Origin of the sequence: Pararoseomonas sp. SCSIO 73927 (assembly GCF_037040815.1) — a bacterium.
Classification (GTDB): Bacteria; Pseudomonadota; Alphaproteobacteria; order Acetobacterales; family Acetobacteraceae; genus Roseomonas.
The window spans coordinates 4,163,874-4,179,452 of the sequence record NZ_CP146232.1 but is presented as its reverse complement, the minus strand read 5'-3'; the positions used below and the strand labels follow the sequence as shown (position 1 = coordinate 4,179,452).

Below are 15,579 nucleotides of genomic sequence, written 5' to 3'. Positions count from 1 at the left end.
TGGTTCCGATCTGCCCAGGAGGCTGGCCACACCGATCAGGCAGCCTGCGGATGATCGACATGCGCAAGCACGCCGCGCCCTTCGACCTCCAGCGTCGGAGCCTTCCCGCCGAGGAAGGCCTTCACCGCCCCATCCAGATCGTTCTGCGGGAGGGCATCTGGGCCGAGGAGCGCGCATTCCCAAACCGTCAGCACGCGCCAGCCGGCCGTGACGAGGGCAGAGCGGGTGGCAGCGTCCCGGGCCCGGGTGCACTTGAATTTCTGCGCCCAAGGGTAGGCTGTGGCCGGAACGCGTCCGTGCTTGCACCCCTCGTGATGATGCCAGAAGCAGCCGTGGGCGAACCCGGCAGTGCGGAGCGCCGGAAGGACCACGTCCGGCTGGCCCGGCAGATGGGCCGCGTTGCATTCAAGATCGGCAATGCCAAGGCGGCCGAGGGCAGCGCGGAGCGCGCGCTCCGGCTTCGTGTCGCGGACAGGGATCCGCGCCATGCTTGGGGGCATGGATGGTCTCCGGATGGAGGATGTCGGGGAAAAAGGGGCGGGCCGCAGCCGATCGGGCGAACTGGGGCGCGCCGGGAATATGCACTATAGGTGCAGCGATCTGTCCGGATATCAAGAGGGCTCCGCGTGGCCGCGAGCGACAAACCGACGCCGGCCCATCTTCGCGCCGCGCGCGCCCTGCTTGGCTGGAGCCAGGCTGAACTCGCCGTCGCCTCCGGCGTGTCCCTAAGAACAATCAAGTCGGCCGAGCTTTCGCCGGACCATGCGCCTGTCCCTGGACGCCCCGCCACGATTAAACGTCTCGTGGCGGCCCTGTCGGGTGCTGGGGTCACGATGGTCCAGACGGGCAGCGTCATCGGCGTATCACTGAGACGATCTTTGGACACCTGACCGGGCGCCCGGCATCGATCGCGGATAGGGCAATCAAGAGAGGACCGAGAGCGGCGGGACCGCTGGTCCCGGGAAATCAAGTTCCGGTCCGGATGGCGCCGGCGGGGGTTGGCCGCTCGCGGCCGCCCCCCGCCTTCGCCCATCCGGGCCTGAATGGAGTTGGGGGTTCCTGCGGCCGGTTTGTCCGGAGACTCACCGTGATCCCATTTCCGCCGCGTAAGCCCCGCTCCTCGTCACCTTCCCCGCTGCTGCCAGGCTTCGAGCACATCCCGCTCCTTCATGCTGACCTCCTGCCTTTCGGCGATGCCGTGTCCCGCAGTCCCGCCGGCCTCTGGTGTCGCCACCGCGACGCCTCCGGCCGGGAGAGCGGGTCAGAGCTAATCAAGTCCGGCCGCACCGGCGGCCACGCCTTCACCCGCGGGGGAACAAGGTCGCTCTTCCGCACCCCTGGCCCATGCCGCCCCCGCCTCGTCCTGGTCGATGGACCGCTGCAGGCCATCGCTCTGGCGGCGCTCAAGCCGCACGCCCACCACAACACGACGTTCGCCGCGCCCGGCGGATCCTGGTCGCGCGCGGCTGATCAGGCGCTCACCGCTCTCGTCACCGCCGATCCACTGCGCGAGACCATCCTGGCCTTCGCATCGCTTCGGGACGGCAGCTGCCCTTCCCGCGGCCGCGTCCAGGCCCTCCTCCGCGACATCCTGCCAGCGGGTGCGTGCGATCCCCTCGTGCTGGAGCCGCCGAGCGGCGGCTGGGTCGCGGCTCTCTTTGAGGCCCGCACGACCGCCCGCCGCGCCGCCTGATCCCCCTGGCGGTCGGTCACCCACCGGCCGCCACCCTTTCTCGGAGTCATCTCCCATGCCCTCGAATACCAGCCCCGCGCGCCGCGGGGAGGATCGCACGCGCGACGCCGTCGATCGCTGGGCCCGCGCCCTACCTGCGGCCAGCTACGCCATCACCGTCGTTCCGGCCGATCCCGGTGCCGGCACGCCCCCTCACCGGCGCTGCTGGAGCCTTAACCAGTTGCTCCGCGCCATTCCGTGGCTTCGGCGCTTGAATTCAATTGGCCACCACATCGTCGGCCGGCCCGTCGATCCACGCCAGATCCTCATCGACGATCTCCACGCCGATGCCCTCACCGCGCTCCGCCGCCATCACCGCCCGGCCGCTGTCGTTGCGTCCTCCCCCGGATCCCTTCAGGCATGGGTCACAATATCCGAGACGTCGGTCGATCCCGCTTTGGCCGATGCGGCTGCCAAGTTGTTGGCCCGACGCTACGGCGGTGACCTCTGCGCCGCGCGGGCCTCGCAGCCCGGTCGCCTACCCGGCTTCACGAACCGAAAAACACGGCACCTCTCGAGAGAGACCGGACTGTACCCCTACGCCCTCTTGATTTACGCCGATGGACCGATCGTCGATCCAGGCGCCGCCGCGCTGCTGCAGGAGGCGAGCGCGATTCCGGCCGAGAGGCGGGATAATCCCAACCGACCCATCACCGGGTGCCCGGGCTCCTCGCTAGACCGTTCCCCCGCCGCGGAGCACGCGGACGGGATGAAACGTCTCATAAGTACCCTGCCATCGGGGGAGACGCTCGATCGCAGCCGCGCGGATTTCGCCATCGCGCGGCGGCTGGCTTCCAGGGGCGTATCCGTCGAGCAGATCGTGCCTGTCATCCTCGCCGGGGAGCGGGCGAGCGGTTTGGCGCCCGAAGCAGCACAGGAATACGCACGGCGCACCGCCCAGGTGGGCTGGAGGACGGGACGTAATGGTCCCCAGGAGCGATAGGAACCGATCCAGCGCCGCCCCGGACCTGGCGGGACCTCACCCCGGGTGCCAGTCGAAGCCATCGGTCCGGGGCGGGATCGGCCTCCAACAACAGTCCGACGACAAATCAGATTATGGAAACACCGCACCACGATGGCCGCCAGCGGCCGCGCACCGCCTCGACCGAACCCGCAGCATTCTCGCCCGCCGGGAGACGGATCTACTCCAGGCGGACCGGCTGTATCCCGACCTCACCGACGTCCTCGTCATCCTCGAACGTGTCGTCTGGCCGGGTGCGGCGAGATGGTGGACGTCCCCTGCCGTGGGACTTGCCGGCTCAGTCCCTCGCGCCCGTGCCCTGGAAGGAGGAATCAGCAGCGAGCGGGTCATCACCCTCCTGCTAAGGATCGCGGCGGGCAACCTAGCCTGATGCGGGATGGCGCCGATGTCGGCCCCATCCACAGGATTGTTCATGGTCCAGCTCGCTCAGATCGGACCAGGGCCTCGGCCCGGCCCGGCCCGACCATGAACAGGATTGTTCATGGTCGGGCGACGCTGACCTGGGCTGGACGGGGGGACGGCGACCTCTCATCGAGGCGGACATCCTGAACGAGGCCTTTGTCTCAACCGACCGCCCGAGGCAGGCCACTGGATTCGGCGGTTCCGACGAGTCTGCGATGATCTCCGGAAGCGCGGGAGCAACCTGCCTTGCCACCAATTCATCTTTTAACCTTGTCCGCGACCGGCATCTGGTGCGGCTCGTGCGGCGCACTTGGCAAGAAATTGCAAACCTGTTCCCCTGTACCGCAGAAGACCGACGGCGTTAGCCGAGGGGTCGCAGTGACCTTACGGCAGGCGCACCTGCCCTCATGCTCTGGTCGTCACGCCGCACCAGCCAGGCATCCGAATGCAAGTAAGGCTCGGCGAGTTCGCCGAGCCCTAGTTCGACTCTAGCTCAGTCACTCGGCAGAAGGTCGTTTACGCCGGCGGCGACCGCAGGGGCAGACCTGGCACGAGCCCTGGTCCAACACTCGGCGGCCGGCGTGGTGGTGAAGACGACACGCGGAGGGCCCCATTACGGATTTCGGCCGTCACGGCATCCCGTGCTCCCGAACGAACTGCCGCGGTCAGCGCTTCGACCGGCACCGCCGTCGGCACCTCGCGAACGGAATGCTGGATCCGGCTCAGATGCGTCCTCAACCCCTCTGCAATGGCCGTGAGAGTCGCAAGTTGTTCCCGACCGCTTAGCACTTCGGCCTTAAGTTCGGCGGCTTGCTCGCGCGCGGCGGCAAGTTCCGCCCGAAGAGCTTCGGCTTCTGCGCGATCGGCCGCGGCTCTCTCGAGCGCACGGGCCTCTTTCGCCTTCTCCCGCACCTCCTGGCGCTCGTGTTCATCCTGGAGGCGGTCGAGCTTGTGGTCCATCGTCCGAAGATGCCCGGCGAGCTGATACTCGAGCCGGCCAACCATTCGCGCGAGTTCCTGAAGCATCTGAGCTAAGTCGCCCACGAAAAGTTTCAGCAGAAAAGGTATAGAATCGCAAACGGTCGCCATCTGCTCGAGCGCCTCTCGTACCACGGTCATGTCCGCGAGCTTGCTGGCGGGACGCCCCGCACCTTTGCGGACCCCACCATGACCATTCGACCTCACCGATCCGTCGCTTTTCTTCGCTTTCATTATGCAATCTCCTCTCTGATCCCGCCCCGGCCTTCCGCCAACGTCGGCGGCCCGTCACGGCCAGAGAGTTGCCTACCGAGGTGCGCAGATTTTTTCATCGTCCCGGCGGTGCCGCATCTGCTCGGCCACGGGGTTGCCGGCGCTTGAGTTCGCCCGTGAACGGACCTCGTCGACTCCTTATGAAAATCAAGGCTTCCTGAAAGGCGGTGTGTCGAACGATCGGCGCACTTGGCAAGGAGATACAAGTAGTTGGCAGTGCGAGAAGCCTGGCACTCGCTGGTCCTCGACAGCGGCTCACGAGGGCGCGCAGAAATATTTTTATGAGAGGCACAGCTTGGGGAGCGGCGACGCTCAGTCTTTCATCGCCTGCACTACTCTCCACCCATGTCACGGCGTGGAAGCAAATCGACGGAAGGGGTGGTGCGTGGCGCGGCGATGCCGGCCGTCCCGCTGCTGCACCCCACACGTCACTCTAAGGACGGCCTTCAGCCCGTCCACCTCGCCATCAGGAATTACCCCCCGGGCAAGAACGGAATAGCGCGGGCTGCAGCTCACCAGAGCTACATTGAGCGCCGGGATGCCGTGGAGCAAATCTCGGCTCTCACCCTCGCCAACGCAAACCTACAACCGTCTGCGGTTCTGTTCATTGCGGAGCCCGTGGACGGTAGGCCCGTCGCAAGCTTCGGCACCCTGGCGTCGTCACGCCGGGCCCGGCGCGCCTTCTGGCGGAAGGTGGCCCGTCTCGAACGCAAGGGAGCCACGCTTCAGATCTCGATCATCGCTGAGCTGCCCCACGAGGTATCTTCCGCCGCCCGCCTGCGCATCCTCTCCCACTTCTGCATGTCCGAGCTGACCTCGCGCGGATATCCATATTGGGCCGTCGTTCACCAGCCCGGATTGCGGAACGACTCACGCAATTGGCACGTCCACATCATCGTCTACGGACGACCTGGCCGGCTTCTGCCGGGCGGCTGGAGCTTCGACGTCCTTACGCCCGATGAGGATCGGCGTCTGCTGGCGGGGGAGTTTCCCTGGGGAACAGGGGAGACGCCCTCGGAGCTGATGAAGCGCCTGCGGGGCCAGATCGAGCGATCACAGGACCGATCGGCCATCCTGGAATGGTCCGACAAACTCGAGAGGGCGTCCGCGGTCGAGGACCGCATCAGGGAACTGCGGCGCACCGGCCTCCGGGACGGGGCCGTCAACAAGAGCCGCCGCCGTTATCCGTGGGGTACTGAGAGCCCGGCGACACTTCGCGAGCGGCTTGAACATCAACTTCAGACGTCCCGCCGGGGCGCGCGTTACCATCAGCGGTGGTCGACGCAGTTGGCCGAGGTCAAGAACTGGGAAGCCGCCAACCCGGCCGATCGAGCACCGCCGACGCAAGCAGCCGACCTCAGGGCCCATGATCGAGGCTTCATCGTCGAGCTGCGCTCGTCCTGGTGTGCTGCCTGTAACCACGAGTTGGCGCTAGCGGGCGCTAAGAAGCGGTACTCGCCTTCCTCTTATGCTGCCCTCGGTATCGACGTCGTTCCAAGCCGGCATCTCGGGGCCAAGGAGTCGGCCAAGGAGATCGCCGGCCGTCCTACGGCCACCGCGTTCGAGAACGATCGGCGCGCGCGTGACGACCTTCGCCGGCTGGGCATGACGGACGAGCAGATCGAAACCGAGGCCCTTCGCGATACCCTCAGGCGCCACCTGCGGAATGCCGACAATGAGACCGCACTCGCGAGGACGGCGGGTTGGACGGATCGTCTGCGGCACTGGAAAGCGAAGGCCGACGGGATCGCGGCCCAGCTCGTCGGACTGCGAAGCATCGGGATCCAGGTGACTCCCCCGTGCGTAAGCTGGCCTGTCGGCAGCTCGGAACAGCAGAGGGACCGCCGAGCAATCATCCTCCCCTCTCCGCTTGACACAGGGTTTCCGCCGACACTGCCGGAATTGGCGTCCGACACCGACGGAACTCCGGCGTCGGCTCCATACTCCGAGCCGTCTGGTGCCGTCCCGGCCGGTGACTCGGTCAGGATCGAAATTGATGGCGAACGGATATCGGGACGAACGCCGGGTGCAGTCCGTGTGCCGCTTCCAGCGGGCCTGCGGACGGCGACACCGATCTGGTGTCGGCGGGCAAGCCGGACGGCCCCATTGACGGCACCCTCCACCCTTACCAGCGCTGCGGGGTTGCTCGAAGAGGTACACATGCAGCTGACGTCGGTAGGCGCCGCAAGCGTCGCCGCGCCGGCGCCGATCCAGACGACGGCCACGCCCGACGGCGACGCTCCCCTTACCACGCCAACCATGACGTCAGTGCCGGCGACAAGCATTCCGACAGCGTCCACGATCGTGCCGCCTGTCGCGAGCTCGGGCACGCTATCGAATCGGCTGCCCGGCCGTCCGATCGAGGACGCGCCCTCCTGGTACAGCAGCCTGATCACCGACCGCGCCATTGGCGCTCCTCCGGTCAGAAGCATCAGAGTATCGTGGGTCACTTGCATTCCGTCCAATCCCGCGGGACCGGAGGCCGACGCGTTGCGATGGCTGCTGTCGCGCGAGCCCACCAGCCAATTATACCAGCGGCTCCACGATACTGCCGCGGCCCTGGCGGGCTCCCTGGGAGGCGGGGATCGTGATCGGCATCAAGCCGGTCTCGAGATCGTTCAAGACGTGCTGGCCGCAACGGATGAGGCCAAGACCCCTGGCATCCAGCGTGCTCTTCACCTGGATCGGGTTCTACGCCCGGTACGGGCGGCAGCCCGGCACGTGATTATTGCCGCTAGCTATCTCGAGCCAATGCTGCCGGGCTTCCGGCGATCCGTCACTGACCACGCCCGGAAGCATGCCATTTCCGACGATGCGGCATCTCGCTCCGATGAGATGGAAATGCAGTTCATTGGCCAGTATGACGCGAGTACAGAGGCCAAGGCACAATGGTCCGTTCTGGACAGAGCCATTGAAGCGCTTGAGGGGGCCGTGCAGGTTGCCGCAGAGGGTGCCCGTCGGCTCCGCGGGTTTTCTCCGCCGTTTCGTCGTGAGATTAACGCCCTCGCCTCGACGGTCCGGGCAGCCACGTCGTGGATACCCCGGCATCGGTCCGCCTCGGCCAAGCCCGTAGATCGGATCGACAGAATACTCGATATCCGACGCATGCCGGCCGGATGGGAACTGATGGCCGGCGTCGCCGTTCTGCCGCCGGGACCCGCACTGGATCGCCAGTTAAAGGAGGTCGCCGCGACCAACGCCCAGGCTGACGCCGCCTACGAGCGGATGCGCCAACTGACCGGGCATCCGCCGATCGATCCGCTGATTCGTAAGGCTCGCCTGACGGAGGTAGTTGAGAGAATTACGACGCTCGCTGAAGCGGTCATCGAACGCGCCCAGGCGGCCGGAAAAGCGGCAGCTGCGTTCGGCAAAGGCCGCCAAGAACGCCATGTCTCCGCGCCGCCCTCGGGGGCCGAGCGAACCGCGTACCTTCGATCGCCTGAGGGCAGGGTTACCTATCGGGGCATCGTTGAAGCGGTCGGTCAGATCGAGACGTTCGCCACTCAAGCGGTGAAGGTGCTGGCTGCGATTGGCGGCCTTTCACAGTCGGCCCGGATGAAGATCAGCGATCTGTCCCGCCGCGCCGTCACGGCGACCTCCTGGTTGGCGTCTCGGGGTTCGGGAGAGAGATCTATCAGCGGGCGGATTGATCGGGCGCTCGACATTCGCCGGATGCCGGTCAGTCACGCTGTCTTCGCAGCTATGCGGACTGAGGCGATGAGCACGGCGTGGTCGCGCCAGCAGGAGATGCTCGGGGAGTCGGCGCAGGCCGAACTGGTCCACGAACCTTCTAGTCAATGGGAGGCGCCGCTTCTGCCTGCACCAAGTCGAGCGGGGTCGTTGCCTGCAGCTCGATGATGGTTGGACGACAGGTCCCGCCGGTGCTCAAAATGGCAGACCCGGCTGGTCAACCAGTTCAGACGGCGCGGGGGGCGGGTGCCGACCTACCCTCGACTTCCCCTGCTTCGACTCATCGGCGACGACCAGTTCCGCGGGATTATCGGCTTGCCGTAGCGGCTCGACGGCGCGAGCGATGATGAGCTCCATCAACATAGACGTGAAAGGCAGGATCCACATCTGAACAGCACCAGAGGCGAGTTCCGCAACTGCACAATCGTTGATAACCGCAAGATGGTCGCCAGCCACCTTCTTCGTCGCGCGGACGAGCACGAAGCTGTCGGCTGCAGCAGGAGACGCCTTTCCAACCTGCGGTCCGGGAGGACAGACCTGCGGGTTCATTCGCCGTACTCGGCGAACTGCCAAGCCCCCAACACCGCCATGGTCCTTCAGGTAGGACAAAGGCTCGTTAACTCCTGATTCGAGGATTTCGAGTGCCGCATACGCCACGCGGCCCAGGCGATCGGAGCCCATTTGGGCGCCCATGATCGCTCGAGCTATGTTCGTGTGGAAACTACGGCCGCGCGGCAGTGCCAGGCCGTGAGCTGCCAGGATAGTAGCTGCTCGGTTCGGTGATGGTGCGCTCCCCTCCATCGAGGCGCGCAGCACCTCATATACCAGGAGTGCCGAAGACGTGAGGAATGCGTCCGCCCGTGAGCGGGCCGTCGATCCGGCCTGACGTGCTTCCAACCCTTCCATTAGGTTGCGACGGATCCGGGCGCCAAGATTCTCGTTAGCACATGCAGTTTCGACAGCACTGATCACGAGCGAGCCCTCCTTGCCGGCACCATGCCGGGTCATGCGGGCGCGTTCTCGCGCGGTTGCCGTTCGTACCCCCCCGGACAGAAGTCCGGAGTTGCGTCAGCCTCACCAAGGTGCCAACGAGCGAAGAAATAGTCCAAGAATTTGGTGGCGGGTACGGCGCCCTCATCGCACAGTGCGACGAACCCGGACGGGACGGCTGTGCGCGGAGGGCTGGAGGGTTAGGGTTTTGATCTGGCGGGGGTAGTGGCGGGGCACGACCTTGGGGCGGGCATATTGATCACAGCCGGCATGATCGGCTTCGCGGGTGGAAGGACAAGACCACCACGGGTTCAGGGCGCTGCAACCACTGACTGCCCCAAATGCAAATACCGAAATTCGGAATGTGGCCGATAACTGCTTCAGCTGGCGGGTCGTGACCTGCGTGACGGCGGCGGCGCCAGGTACAGGCCGTCTGCGTGCCTATGGCCCACCGAGACCTGCTCGGCGTACCAGGACCCGACCCGGTCGGCCAATGCAATTGGAAATTCGCCGGATACGGTGGAGGGGACAGCGTCAAAAGGTACAGGGAAAATCTACAGGATAGTGCTTATCTACTACATGCAGGCGTGCTTCAAAGAAATTCCAACTTGGAACTGCACGGTCATCCGTACCCCTCCGTGCCGATCCGAACTCCCTCGTTCTCCGCCCGGAGCCTGACATAGCCGCGGACAATATTCTCGCGGAACTCGTACCAGCCCGCCCCCTTACCGAGGATGATCTCCCCGTGGCGGGAGGTCTTCAACTTGTTGAGGCGGTCGGAGAACTGGCGCTTGGTTAGTCGCTTCCGATGCCGCCGCTCGCCCATGATGCGAAGGTAGGACTTCTCATAGATGTCGGTTGTCTGGCGGCGCAGCAGGTGGTCGTCTGCAAGGGCCCAAAGCACCTCCTGGTAGTCGTCGGAGTATTTCTGGGTAGCGCGGTCATAGATGATCTTCAGGGTTGTCTCGGTTTCCTGGACGGCTTGGCGCACCCCGCTGGCGAAATGCTCCTGGGAGCAGATGCCGACCGGAACGGGATCGTCGTACATGCTCCACAGGATCTGCTCGGTCATGAGGTGAACGTAGGACGGGAACCCGTCGCTGATCTGCCCAATGCGGATTTGGTGCGGGCGGGAGATGGTTACCCCGATTGCCTGGGCGGCGTCCTCGACGATCTGCCACCTGGCGTCGTGGGTTAGCCGGTCGAGCTGTACCGGGGAGAGGTAGCGACCTGTCGAGAGGTGCACTCCGATCAGATCTTCCAGACTGGTCCCGATGCCGCAGAAGATAAAGCGCACTCCGACTGACCGGTCGGACACCGCCTTGATCAGCTCGGCGCAGACCTTGCGTTCGGCGTCATCCGCCAGCTGGTCGAACTCGTCGAAGATAATGACCGGTTCGCGGGAGAGCAGCTCGGAGACCACGCTCAGGAGCTGCACCGCGTCGTTCAGGGTCTCGAACGGCGGCAAGACGCCGCTGGTCAGGCTTCGGGTCATGTCGTAGCCGAAGCCGCCGATCCCCGCCTTCAGCTTGTGCTCCACCTTCTTCTGGAACACGGCGTCCCCGGCCGGAAGGCTCTGCTTCACCGCGTCCCGCACCGTGTCGAGAAACCGCGCCCCGCCGCAGCTCACCAGGAGCGGCCGGGCGTCGCTCGACTGCCGAAGGTAGGCGGCGGTCTGGGCCAGCGACGTCTTTCCTACTCCGCGGTCGCCGTAGATGAAGATGTGCTTGCCGTCTGAATTGAAGGCCCGCTCGATCTGGGTGAGCGTCTTGGCCCGCCCCTTCAAGTGCTGAGGGCTGGCGATCGCGCGCGCCGGCGTAAGGTACTGCCGCAGTTGCGACTTGAACGTCTCGGCGTCGAGCCGCTTAAAAGCCACCGAATCGCCCTTTGCGTGGTGATGGGGCGAAGTGTAAAGAACAAACCGGGAAAGAGAAGGCCCCGTTCCCCGGCGGCTCTACCGCGCCCGGCGGTGCTTCTCGATGGTATGCAGCACCCGCTCGACCGCCTCCCTGGCCTTCTCCGGCGTATCGCACTCGTCGGCGGTGATGCGCTCCAGCTTGGCACCCTCGTCGAGCAGGAACTTCAGCCGTGTATGGGCGGCCGCCGGCTTCTCGTTGTGGTACAGATCGCCATCGATCTCGACGATCATGATTTGCCCGTCCTTGAACAGGATGAAGTCGGGCTCAACGCGGCGGTACTGAACGCCCCCCTTCAGCACGACGGAGAGGGGCGCGAACGGGACGCCGGCGCGTTTCAGGGCGCGGTAGAACTCGATCTCGGGCGCTGAGCGGAAGAGCAGCCCCTCGAACTGCCGCGCCGCAATGTTATCGCTGCGAACGCGCCCCTGATTGGTGATCCCCGCGCCCGACAGGTGGTGCATCACTTTGGCGCGCCACTCCGAGTCTTCCTCCAGTGCCGTCACGATTTTTGCGATGAAGAAATCGCTGTCCGATAGCGACGCGACCGCCGTGGACAGCGCATGGCCGATGTCTTTCTCGATCGCCTCGCGCTGCGGCATTTCCAGGTACACGTCGGCAGGGACGAACAGCGTGAGCAGCCAGGTATCCTGGCCGCCGTCCCAGTTGTCGTGATGCTCCAGGGTCAAGCGGCCTGAGGTATTCGCCAGGACCGATACCGCGCTGATCTTGGCGTCCCGGATCAGCAGGCGGGCGGCAGTAGCAAGAAGCGCGTCCACCTGCGGCGCGGAGAACTCGGACCGGTTCTCGATGGCAGGGGACGGCGAGGCGCCCGTCGGAGGTGCGGCGTCGCTAGCGCCAGGCAGTGTCATTCCCGCCTCCCTGGCGAGTTTGACGACGGCCGGGGTGAAATCGAGCTTCTCCCGCTGCATGACGAAGCCGATGGCATCGCCATGGGCGCCACACCCAAAGCAGTGGTAGTGGTCGTCATAGACGTAGAAGCTTGGGGTTTTTTCATTATGGAAGGGGCAGCAGCCCTTCCACTGCCGGCCGTTCCTGGTCAGTTGGACATACCGGCCGATCAGAGATGGCATCGGGGTGCGCGTGCGGAGCTCGTCGAGGAACGCCGAGGGTAGGGTCATATGCGCGCCAACCGACACGAACCTTGCTTACGGAAGCGGCCAGTCTAGCAGTCCCCAGTACCGTGCGGAACTGCGGGCTAAGGAAGAGCGCCCACCGGAAGTCCTCCGGGAAGGAAGGAGCGATCGGCACGGACGTAGCTGCCGTCGCGGCATGCCGTCTCGGCAATCCATCCCCTCTCGTCCAGGATGACGGGAATGGTGCCCTGTCCGAGGTGCTTGGTCTTGCCTTCTGGACCTGTCACACCAGGGTGCTACACCAAGCCCGAAGCACAGCGCCGCGGGTGCTGGATTAGCGAGCCATGTCGTTGAACTGGTTGGGAGTCCAGGTTCCCCAGCCAACCCTCCCGAGGGGTATGGCAGATTAGCGGAATAGCTCCGGACATCCGGCACCTTCGGCAACAGCCCGGCCCTTCGGGCCGGGTGTCGCACAGCGGCCTCGCAGCGAGCAGCCGCTCCGGCCGAAGCTCCCGTCAGCGCATCGGCGGCGCGTACATGAGGCCGCCCTGCGAGGCGAGGCGGTTGGCACCGCGCTCGATACCCAGCGGCGCGAGGCTTCGTTCCCACATCTCCCCGTAATTACCGACCTGGCTGATCAGGTTGAACGCCCAGGCGTTGTCCACGCCCAGCGCCACGCCCAGGTCTCCCTGCGTACCGAGCAGGCGCTGCACCGACGGGTCGGCGGTGGAGCGCCTCTGCTCGGCGGCGTTCGCGCTCGTCACCCCGGCCTCCTCGGCCGCGACCAGCGCCGCCCCCGTCCATCGCACCAGATCGAACCAGCGATCATCGCCCTTGCGCACCATGGCTCCCACCGGTTCGGAGCTGATCCGCTCGGGTAGGATAACCAGCCCCTTGTCCGGCTGGGTGGCCCGGAAAGCCCCGAGGTAAGAGGCGTCGTTGGCCCAGGCGTCGCACCGCCCGGCCAGGAAGGCGGCCCCGGTCTCCGCCACCCCGCCGAACAGGACGGGCGTGAAGCGGAGGCCATTGGCCCGGAAATAGGCCGCGACGTCCAGCTCTGTCGTGGTGCCCTGCAGCAGGCAGACCGTGGCGCCGTCCAGGGCCTTCGCCGAGGTCACTCCGGCATCGCTCTTCACGACGAAGGCGGTACCGTCGTGGAAGTTGACCCAGGCCATCGTCAGGCCAAGCGAGGCTTCCCGGCTCAGCGTCCAGCTGGTGTTGCGCACCAGCAGGTCCACCTCGCCCGATTGCAGGGCCGTGAAGCGCGCCTGCGGCGACAGGGGGACAAAGCGCACCAGCCCCGCATCGCCCAGAGCGGCAGCGGCGACGGCGCGGCATGTGTCGGCGTCGAGCCCGCGCATCTCGCCGCGGCTGTCGGGCAGGGAGAAGCCCGGCGACTCGCCGGATACACCGCAGAGAAGCAGGCGCCGGGCACGCACGGCATCGAGCGTGGGCGACCTGCTTTCCACGGCGGCGGGTCCGGGCCGCGATTGCGCAGGGGCCGGAGCCGGGGCGAGAAGGCCGAGAAGAGCGGCCACGCCACCGCAGAGGTGGGGCAGGAAGTGCCGCAGGGAAATCATTACGGTCGCTCCGTTGCGTGCAGCATCAACGTCGCGGCGGCGATGATGGTTGAAGCGGATCGCCCGCCGTAGCCATCGGCAGCCGCCCTCGCCCCTGGCGCATCAGCCCTCGTGGCGGAGAGCCTCAACGAACAGGGAGAATGCCGGGGTCTGCTGCCGCCGGCTCGGGTAGTAGAGGTGGTGTCCCGGGAAGGGCTCGCACCAGTCCGCGAGCACACGAACGAGCCGCCCGTCCTGCAGGTGGGGCCGGACCTGCTGCTCCGTCAGGTAGCCCAGCCCCAACCCTGCCGTCGCCGCCGCGAGGATGAGCGCGGTGCTGTTGAAGACGAGCTGCCCTTCGACCCGGACCCGCAGCTGTCGCCTCGCCGTCCCGAACTCCCAGGCATAGAGGCCGCCACGGGTCGGCAGCCGCAGGTCGATGCAACTATGGGCGGTGAGGTCCTGCGGCTTCGCCGGCTTCTCCCGCCCGGCGAAATAGGCGGGAGAGCCGAAAACGGTCATCCGCAACGGCGCCCCGATGGGAACGGAGATCATGCCCTGCGCCACCGTCTCGCCGCGCCGGATGCCGGCGTCGAGCCTCTCGGCCACGATGTCGGTCAGGCCGTAGTCGATGACGATCTCCACCTTGATGTCCGGGAACTCCGGCAGCAGCCTCTGCAGGGCCGGCATCACGATGGCGGAGACGGCGTTCTCCGTCGCCGTGACACGGATGGTGCCGGACGGCTTCCCGCAGCGCGGCCAGCGACGCCAGATCCTCGTGGATCTCCTCCATCCGCCGTCCGACCGTGCCGATCAGGCGCTCGCCGGCATCGGTCGGGACGACGCTCCGCGTGGAGCGCGTCAGGAGCCGCAGCCCCATGCGGGCTTCAAGGTTGTGAACGGTGTGGCTGACGGCCGACTGCGAGACGCCCAGCTGGGCCGCGGCGCGGGTGAAGCTGCGCTCCCGGGCGACCATCAGGAAGGCGGCGATGTCGTCCAGGCTCGGCTGGCCCATTGAGACACTCCGCTCATGAGTCTTATCTCGGTCCGTCGCCTTATAGGGGACAACCCCGCCCATTACATTGGCCGCAGGAGCTGGTCCGCCCGGGAGAACCCCTGCGCGGACGGTCCGTTCAGCAGCAAGGGTCGAGGCAATGGAGATCAGGCGCGCGGGCTCCCAGCCCTCCGGCAAGGGGCCGGCCGAGTACTTCACCGGCACAGTCCGCATCGACCCGCTCTTCGCGCCGGACGAGCCGGCGCGCGTGGCCGGTGCCCTCGTCACCTTCGAGCCCGGGGCGCGGACGGCCTGGCACACCCACCCGCTCGGCCAGACCCTGATCGTCACCCAGGGCCTGGGCTGGGCGCAGCGCGAGGGCGGCCCGGTCGAGGAGATCCGCCCGGGCGACGTGGTGTGGTTCCCGCCCGGCGAGAGGCACTGGCACGGCGCGACGCCGACCACGGCCATGAGCCACATCGCAGTGCAGGAGAAGCTCGACGGCTCCCCCGTGGACTGGCTGGAGCACGTGACGGACGCGCAGTACCGGGCGCGCTGAAGGAGAGGACATCCATGCCCCACGTCATCGTCAAGCTCTTCACCGGCCGGTCGGAGGAGCAGAAGGCCAGGATCTCCGAGCTGGTGGCACGGGCCATCATGGAAGGCGCCGGCAGTGACGAGGCCTCCGTCTCGGTCGGGATCGAGGAGGTCGAGCCCTCCCGGTGGACGGAGGCGGTGTACGGGCCGGACATCCAGGGGCGGCAGGACACGCTCTACAGGATGCCCGGCTACGGCCCGCTGGCCGGAACGCCCCTCTCCCGGCGCTGAGCAGCGCGACCGCGGCGCGGATCTGCCGACTGGGAGTGGTGGACCGGACGGAACGCGGCGCCCTCGCGGCCGCCGCGATGCTCTCCCGGAAACGGCCCTGGATCGACCACCACGGCGCCGCGCGGCGAGGATGGGGCG

General features: G+C 66.5%; 12 protein-coding genes and 2 pseudogenes. 6 read left to right on the top strand and 8 right to left on the bottom strand.

What is annotated here, in order from left to right:
• Positions 1-35: 35 nt before the first annotated feature.
• Positions 36-488, bottom strand: coding sequence for a very short patch repair endonuclease (locus VQH23_RS19710; protein ID WP_338662426.1), 453 nt, complete (start codon positions 486-488; stop codon positions 36-38).
• A 102-nt stretch (positions 489-590) separates the two neighbouring features.
• Between VQH23_RS19710 and VQH23_RS19705 the strand changes: the two genes are divergently transcribed.
• The 3 genes from VQH23_RS19705 (at position 591) to VQH23_RS19695 (ending at position 2,675) form a co-directional block, all read left to right on the top strand.
• The gene (locus tag VQH23_RS19705; RefSeq protein WP_338662425.1) at positions 591-890 is read left to right on the top strand and encodes a helix-turn-helix domain-containing protein; all 300 of its coding nucleotides are present in this window, start codon (positions 591-593) and stop codon (positions 888-890) included.
• Positions 891-1,198: 308 nt separating this feature from the next.
• Positions 1,199-1,693 carry a hypothetical protein gene (locus tag VQH23_RS19700; protein ID WP_338662424.1) on the top strand — a complete coding sequence of 165 codons (495 nt, stop codon included), beginning with the start codon at positions 1,199-1,201 and terminating at the stop codon, positions 1,691-1,693.
• 55 nt (positions 1,694-1,748) lie between these two features.
• On the top strand, positions 1,749-2,675 hold the full coding sequence (locus tag VQH23_RS19695) for a DNA-primase RepB domain-containing protein (protein ID WP_338662423.1): 927 nt from the start codon (positions 1,749-1,751) through the stop codon (positions 2,673-2,675).
• A gap of 957 nt (positions 2,676-3,632) precedes the next feature.
• Here the strand turns inward: VQH23_RS19695 and VQH23_RS19690 are convergent.
• On the bottom strand, positions 3,633-4,328 hold the full coding sequence (locus tag VQH23_RS19690) for a hypothetical protein (RefSeq protein ID WP_338662422.1): 696 nt from the start codon (positions 4,326-4,328) through the stop codon (positions 3,633-3,635).
• A 732-nt stretch (positions 4,329-5,060) separates the two neighbouring features.
• Between VQH23_RS19690 and VQH23_RS19685 the strand changes: the two genes are divergently transcribed.
• A complete protein-coding gene (locus VQH23_RS19685) occupies positions 5,061-8,225 on the top strand; it encodes a MobA/MobL family protein (RefSeq protein WP_338662421.1) in 3,165 nt (1,054 codons plus the stop codon).
• A 27-nt stretch (positions 8,226-8,252) separates the two neighbouring features.
• Here VQH23_RS19685 and VQH23_RS19680 read toward each other — a convergent pair whose 3' ends face one another.
• The 6 genes and pseudogenes from VQH23_RS19680 to VQH23_RS19655 form a co-directional block, all read right to left on the bottom strand.
• Entirely contained in the window at positions 8,253-9,065 is an 813-nt protein-coding gene (locus VQH23_RS19680) for a hypothetical protein (RefSeq protein ID WP_338662420.1), read from the bottom strand.
• Between the two features lie 604 nt (positions 9,066-9,669).
• The gene (locus VQH23_RS19675; protein ID WP_338662419.1) at positions 9,670-10,923 is read right to left on the bottom strand and encodes an ATP-binding protein; all 1,254 of its coding nucleotides are present in this window, start codon (positions 10,921-10,923) and stop codon (positions 9,670-9,672) included.
• Between the two features lie 900 nt (positions 10,924-11,823).
• Positions 11,824-12,105 (bottom strand): annotated as a pseudogene (locus VQH23_RS19670) (CHC2 zinc finger domain-containing protein); the annotation flags it as partial.
• A gap of 470 nt (positions 12,106-12,575) precedes the next feature.
• A complete protein-coding gene (locus tag VQH23_RS19665) occupies positions 12,576-13,529 on the bottom strand; it encodes an amino acid ABC transporter substrate-binding protein (protein ID WP_338662418.1) in 954 nt (317 codons plus the stop codon).
• Positions 13,530-13,742: 213 nt separating this feature from the next.
• Positions 13,743-14,309, bottom strand: coding sequence for a LysR substrate-binding domain-containing protein (locus VQH23_RS19660; RefSeq protein ID WP_338662417.1), 567 nt, complete (start codon positions 14,307-14,309; stop codon positions 13,743-13,745).
• 190 nt (positions 14,310-14,499) lie between these two features.
• Positions 14,500-14,595 (bottom strand): annotated as a pseudogene (locus VQH23_RS19655) (LysR family transcriptional regulator); the annotation flags it as partial.
• 178 nt (positions 14,596-14,773) lie between these two features.
• Here VQH23_RS19655 and VQH23_RS19650 point away from each other — a divergent pair.
• Complete coding sequence (locus VQH23_RS19650) at positions 14,774-15,172, top strand: cupin domain-containing protein (protein WP_338662416.1); 399 nt, start codon at positions 14,774-14,776, stop codon at positions 15,170-15,172.
• A gap of 14 nt (positions 15,173-15,186) precedes the next feature.
• The gene (locus VQH23_RS19645; protein ID WP_338662415.1) at positions 15,187-15,441 is read left to right on the top strand and encodes a tautomerase family protein; all 255 of its coding nucleotides are present in this window, start codon (positions 15,187-15,189) and stop codon (positions 15,439-15,441) included.
• Positions 15,442-15,579 lie beyond the last annotated feature (138 nt).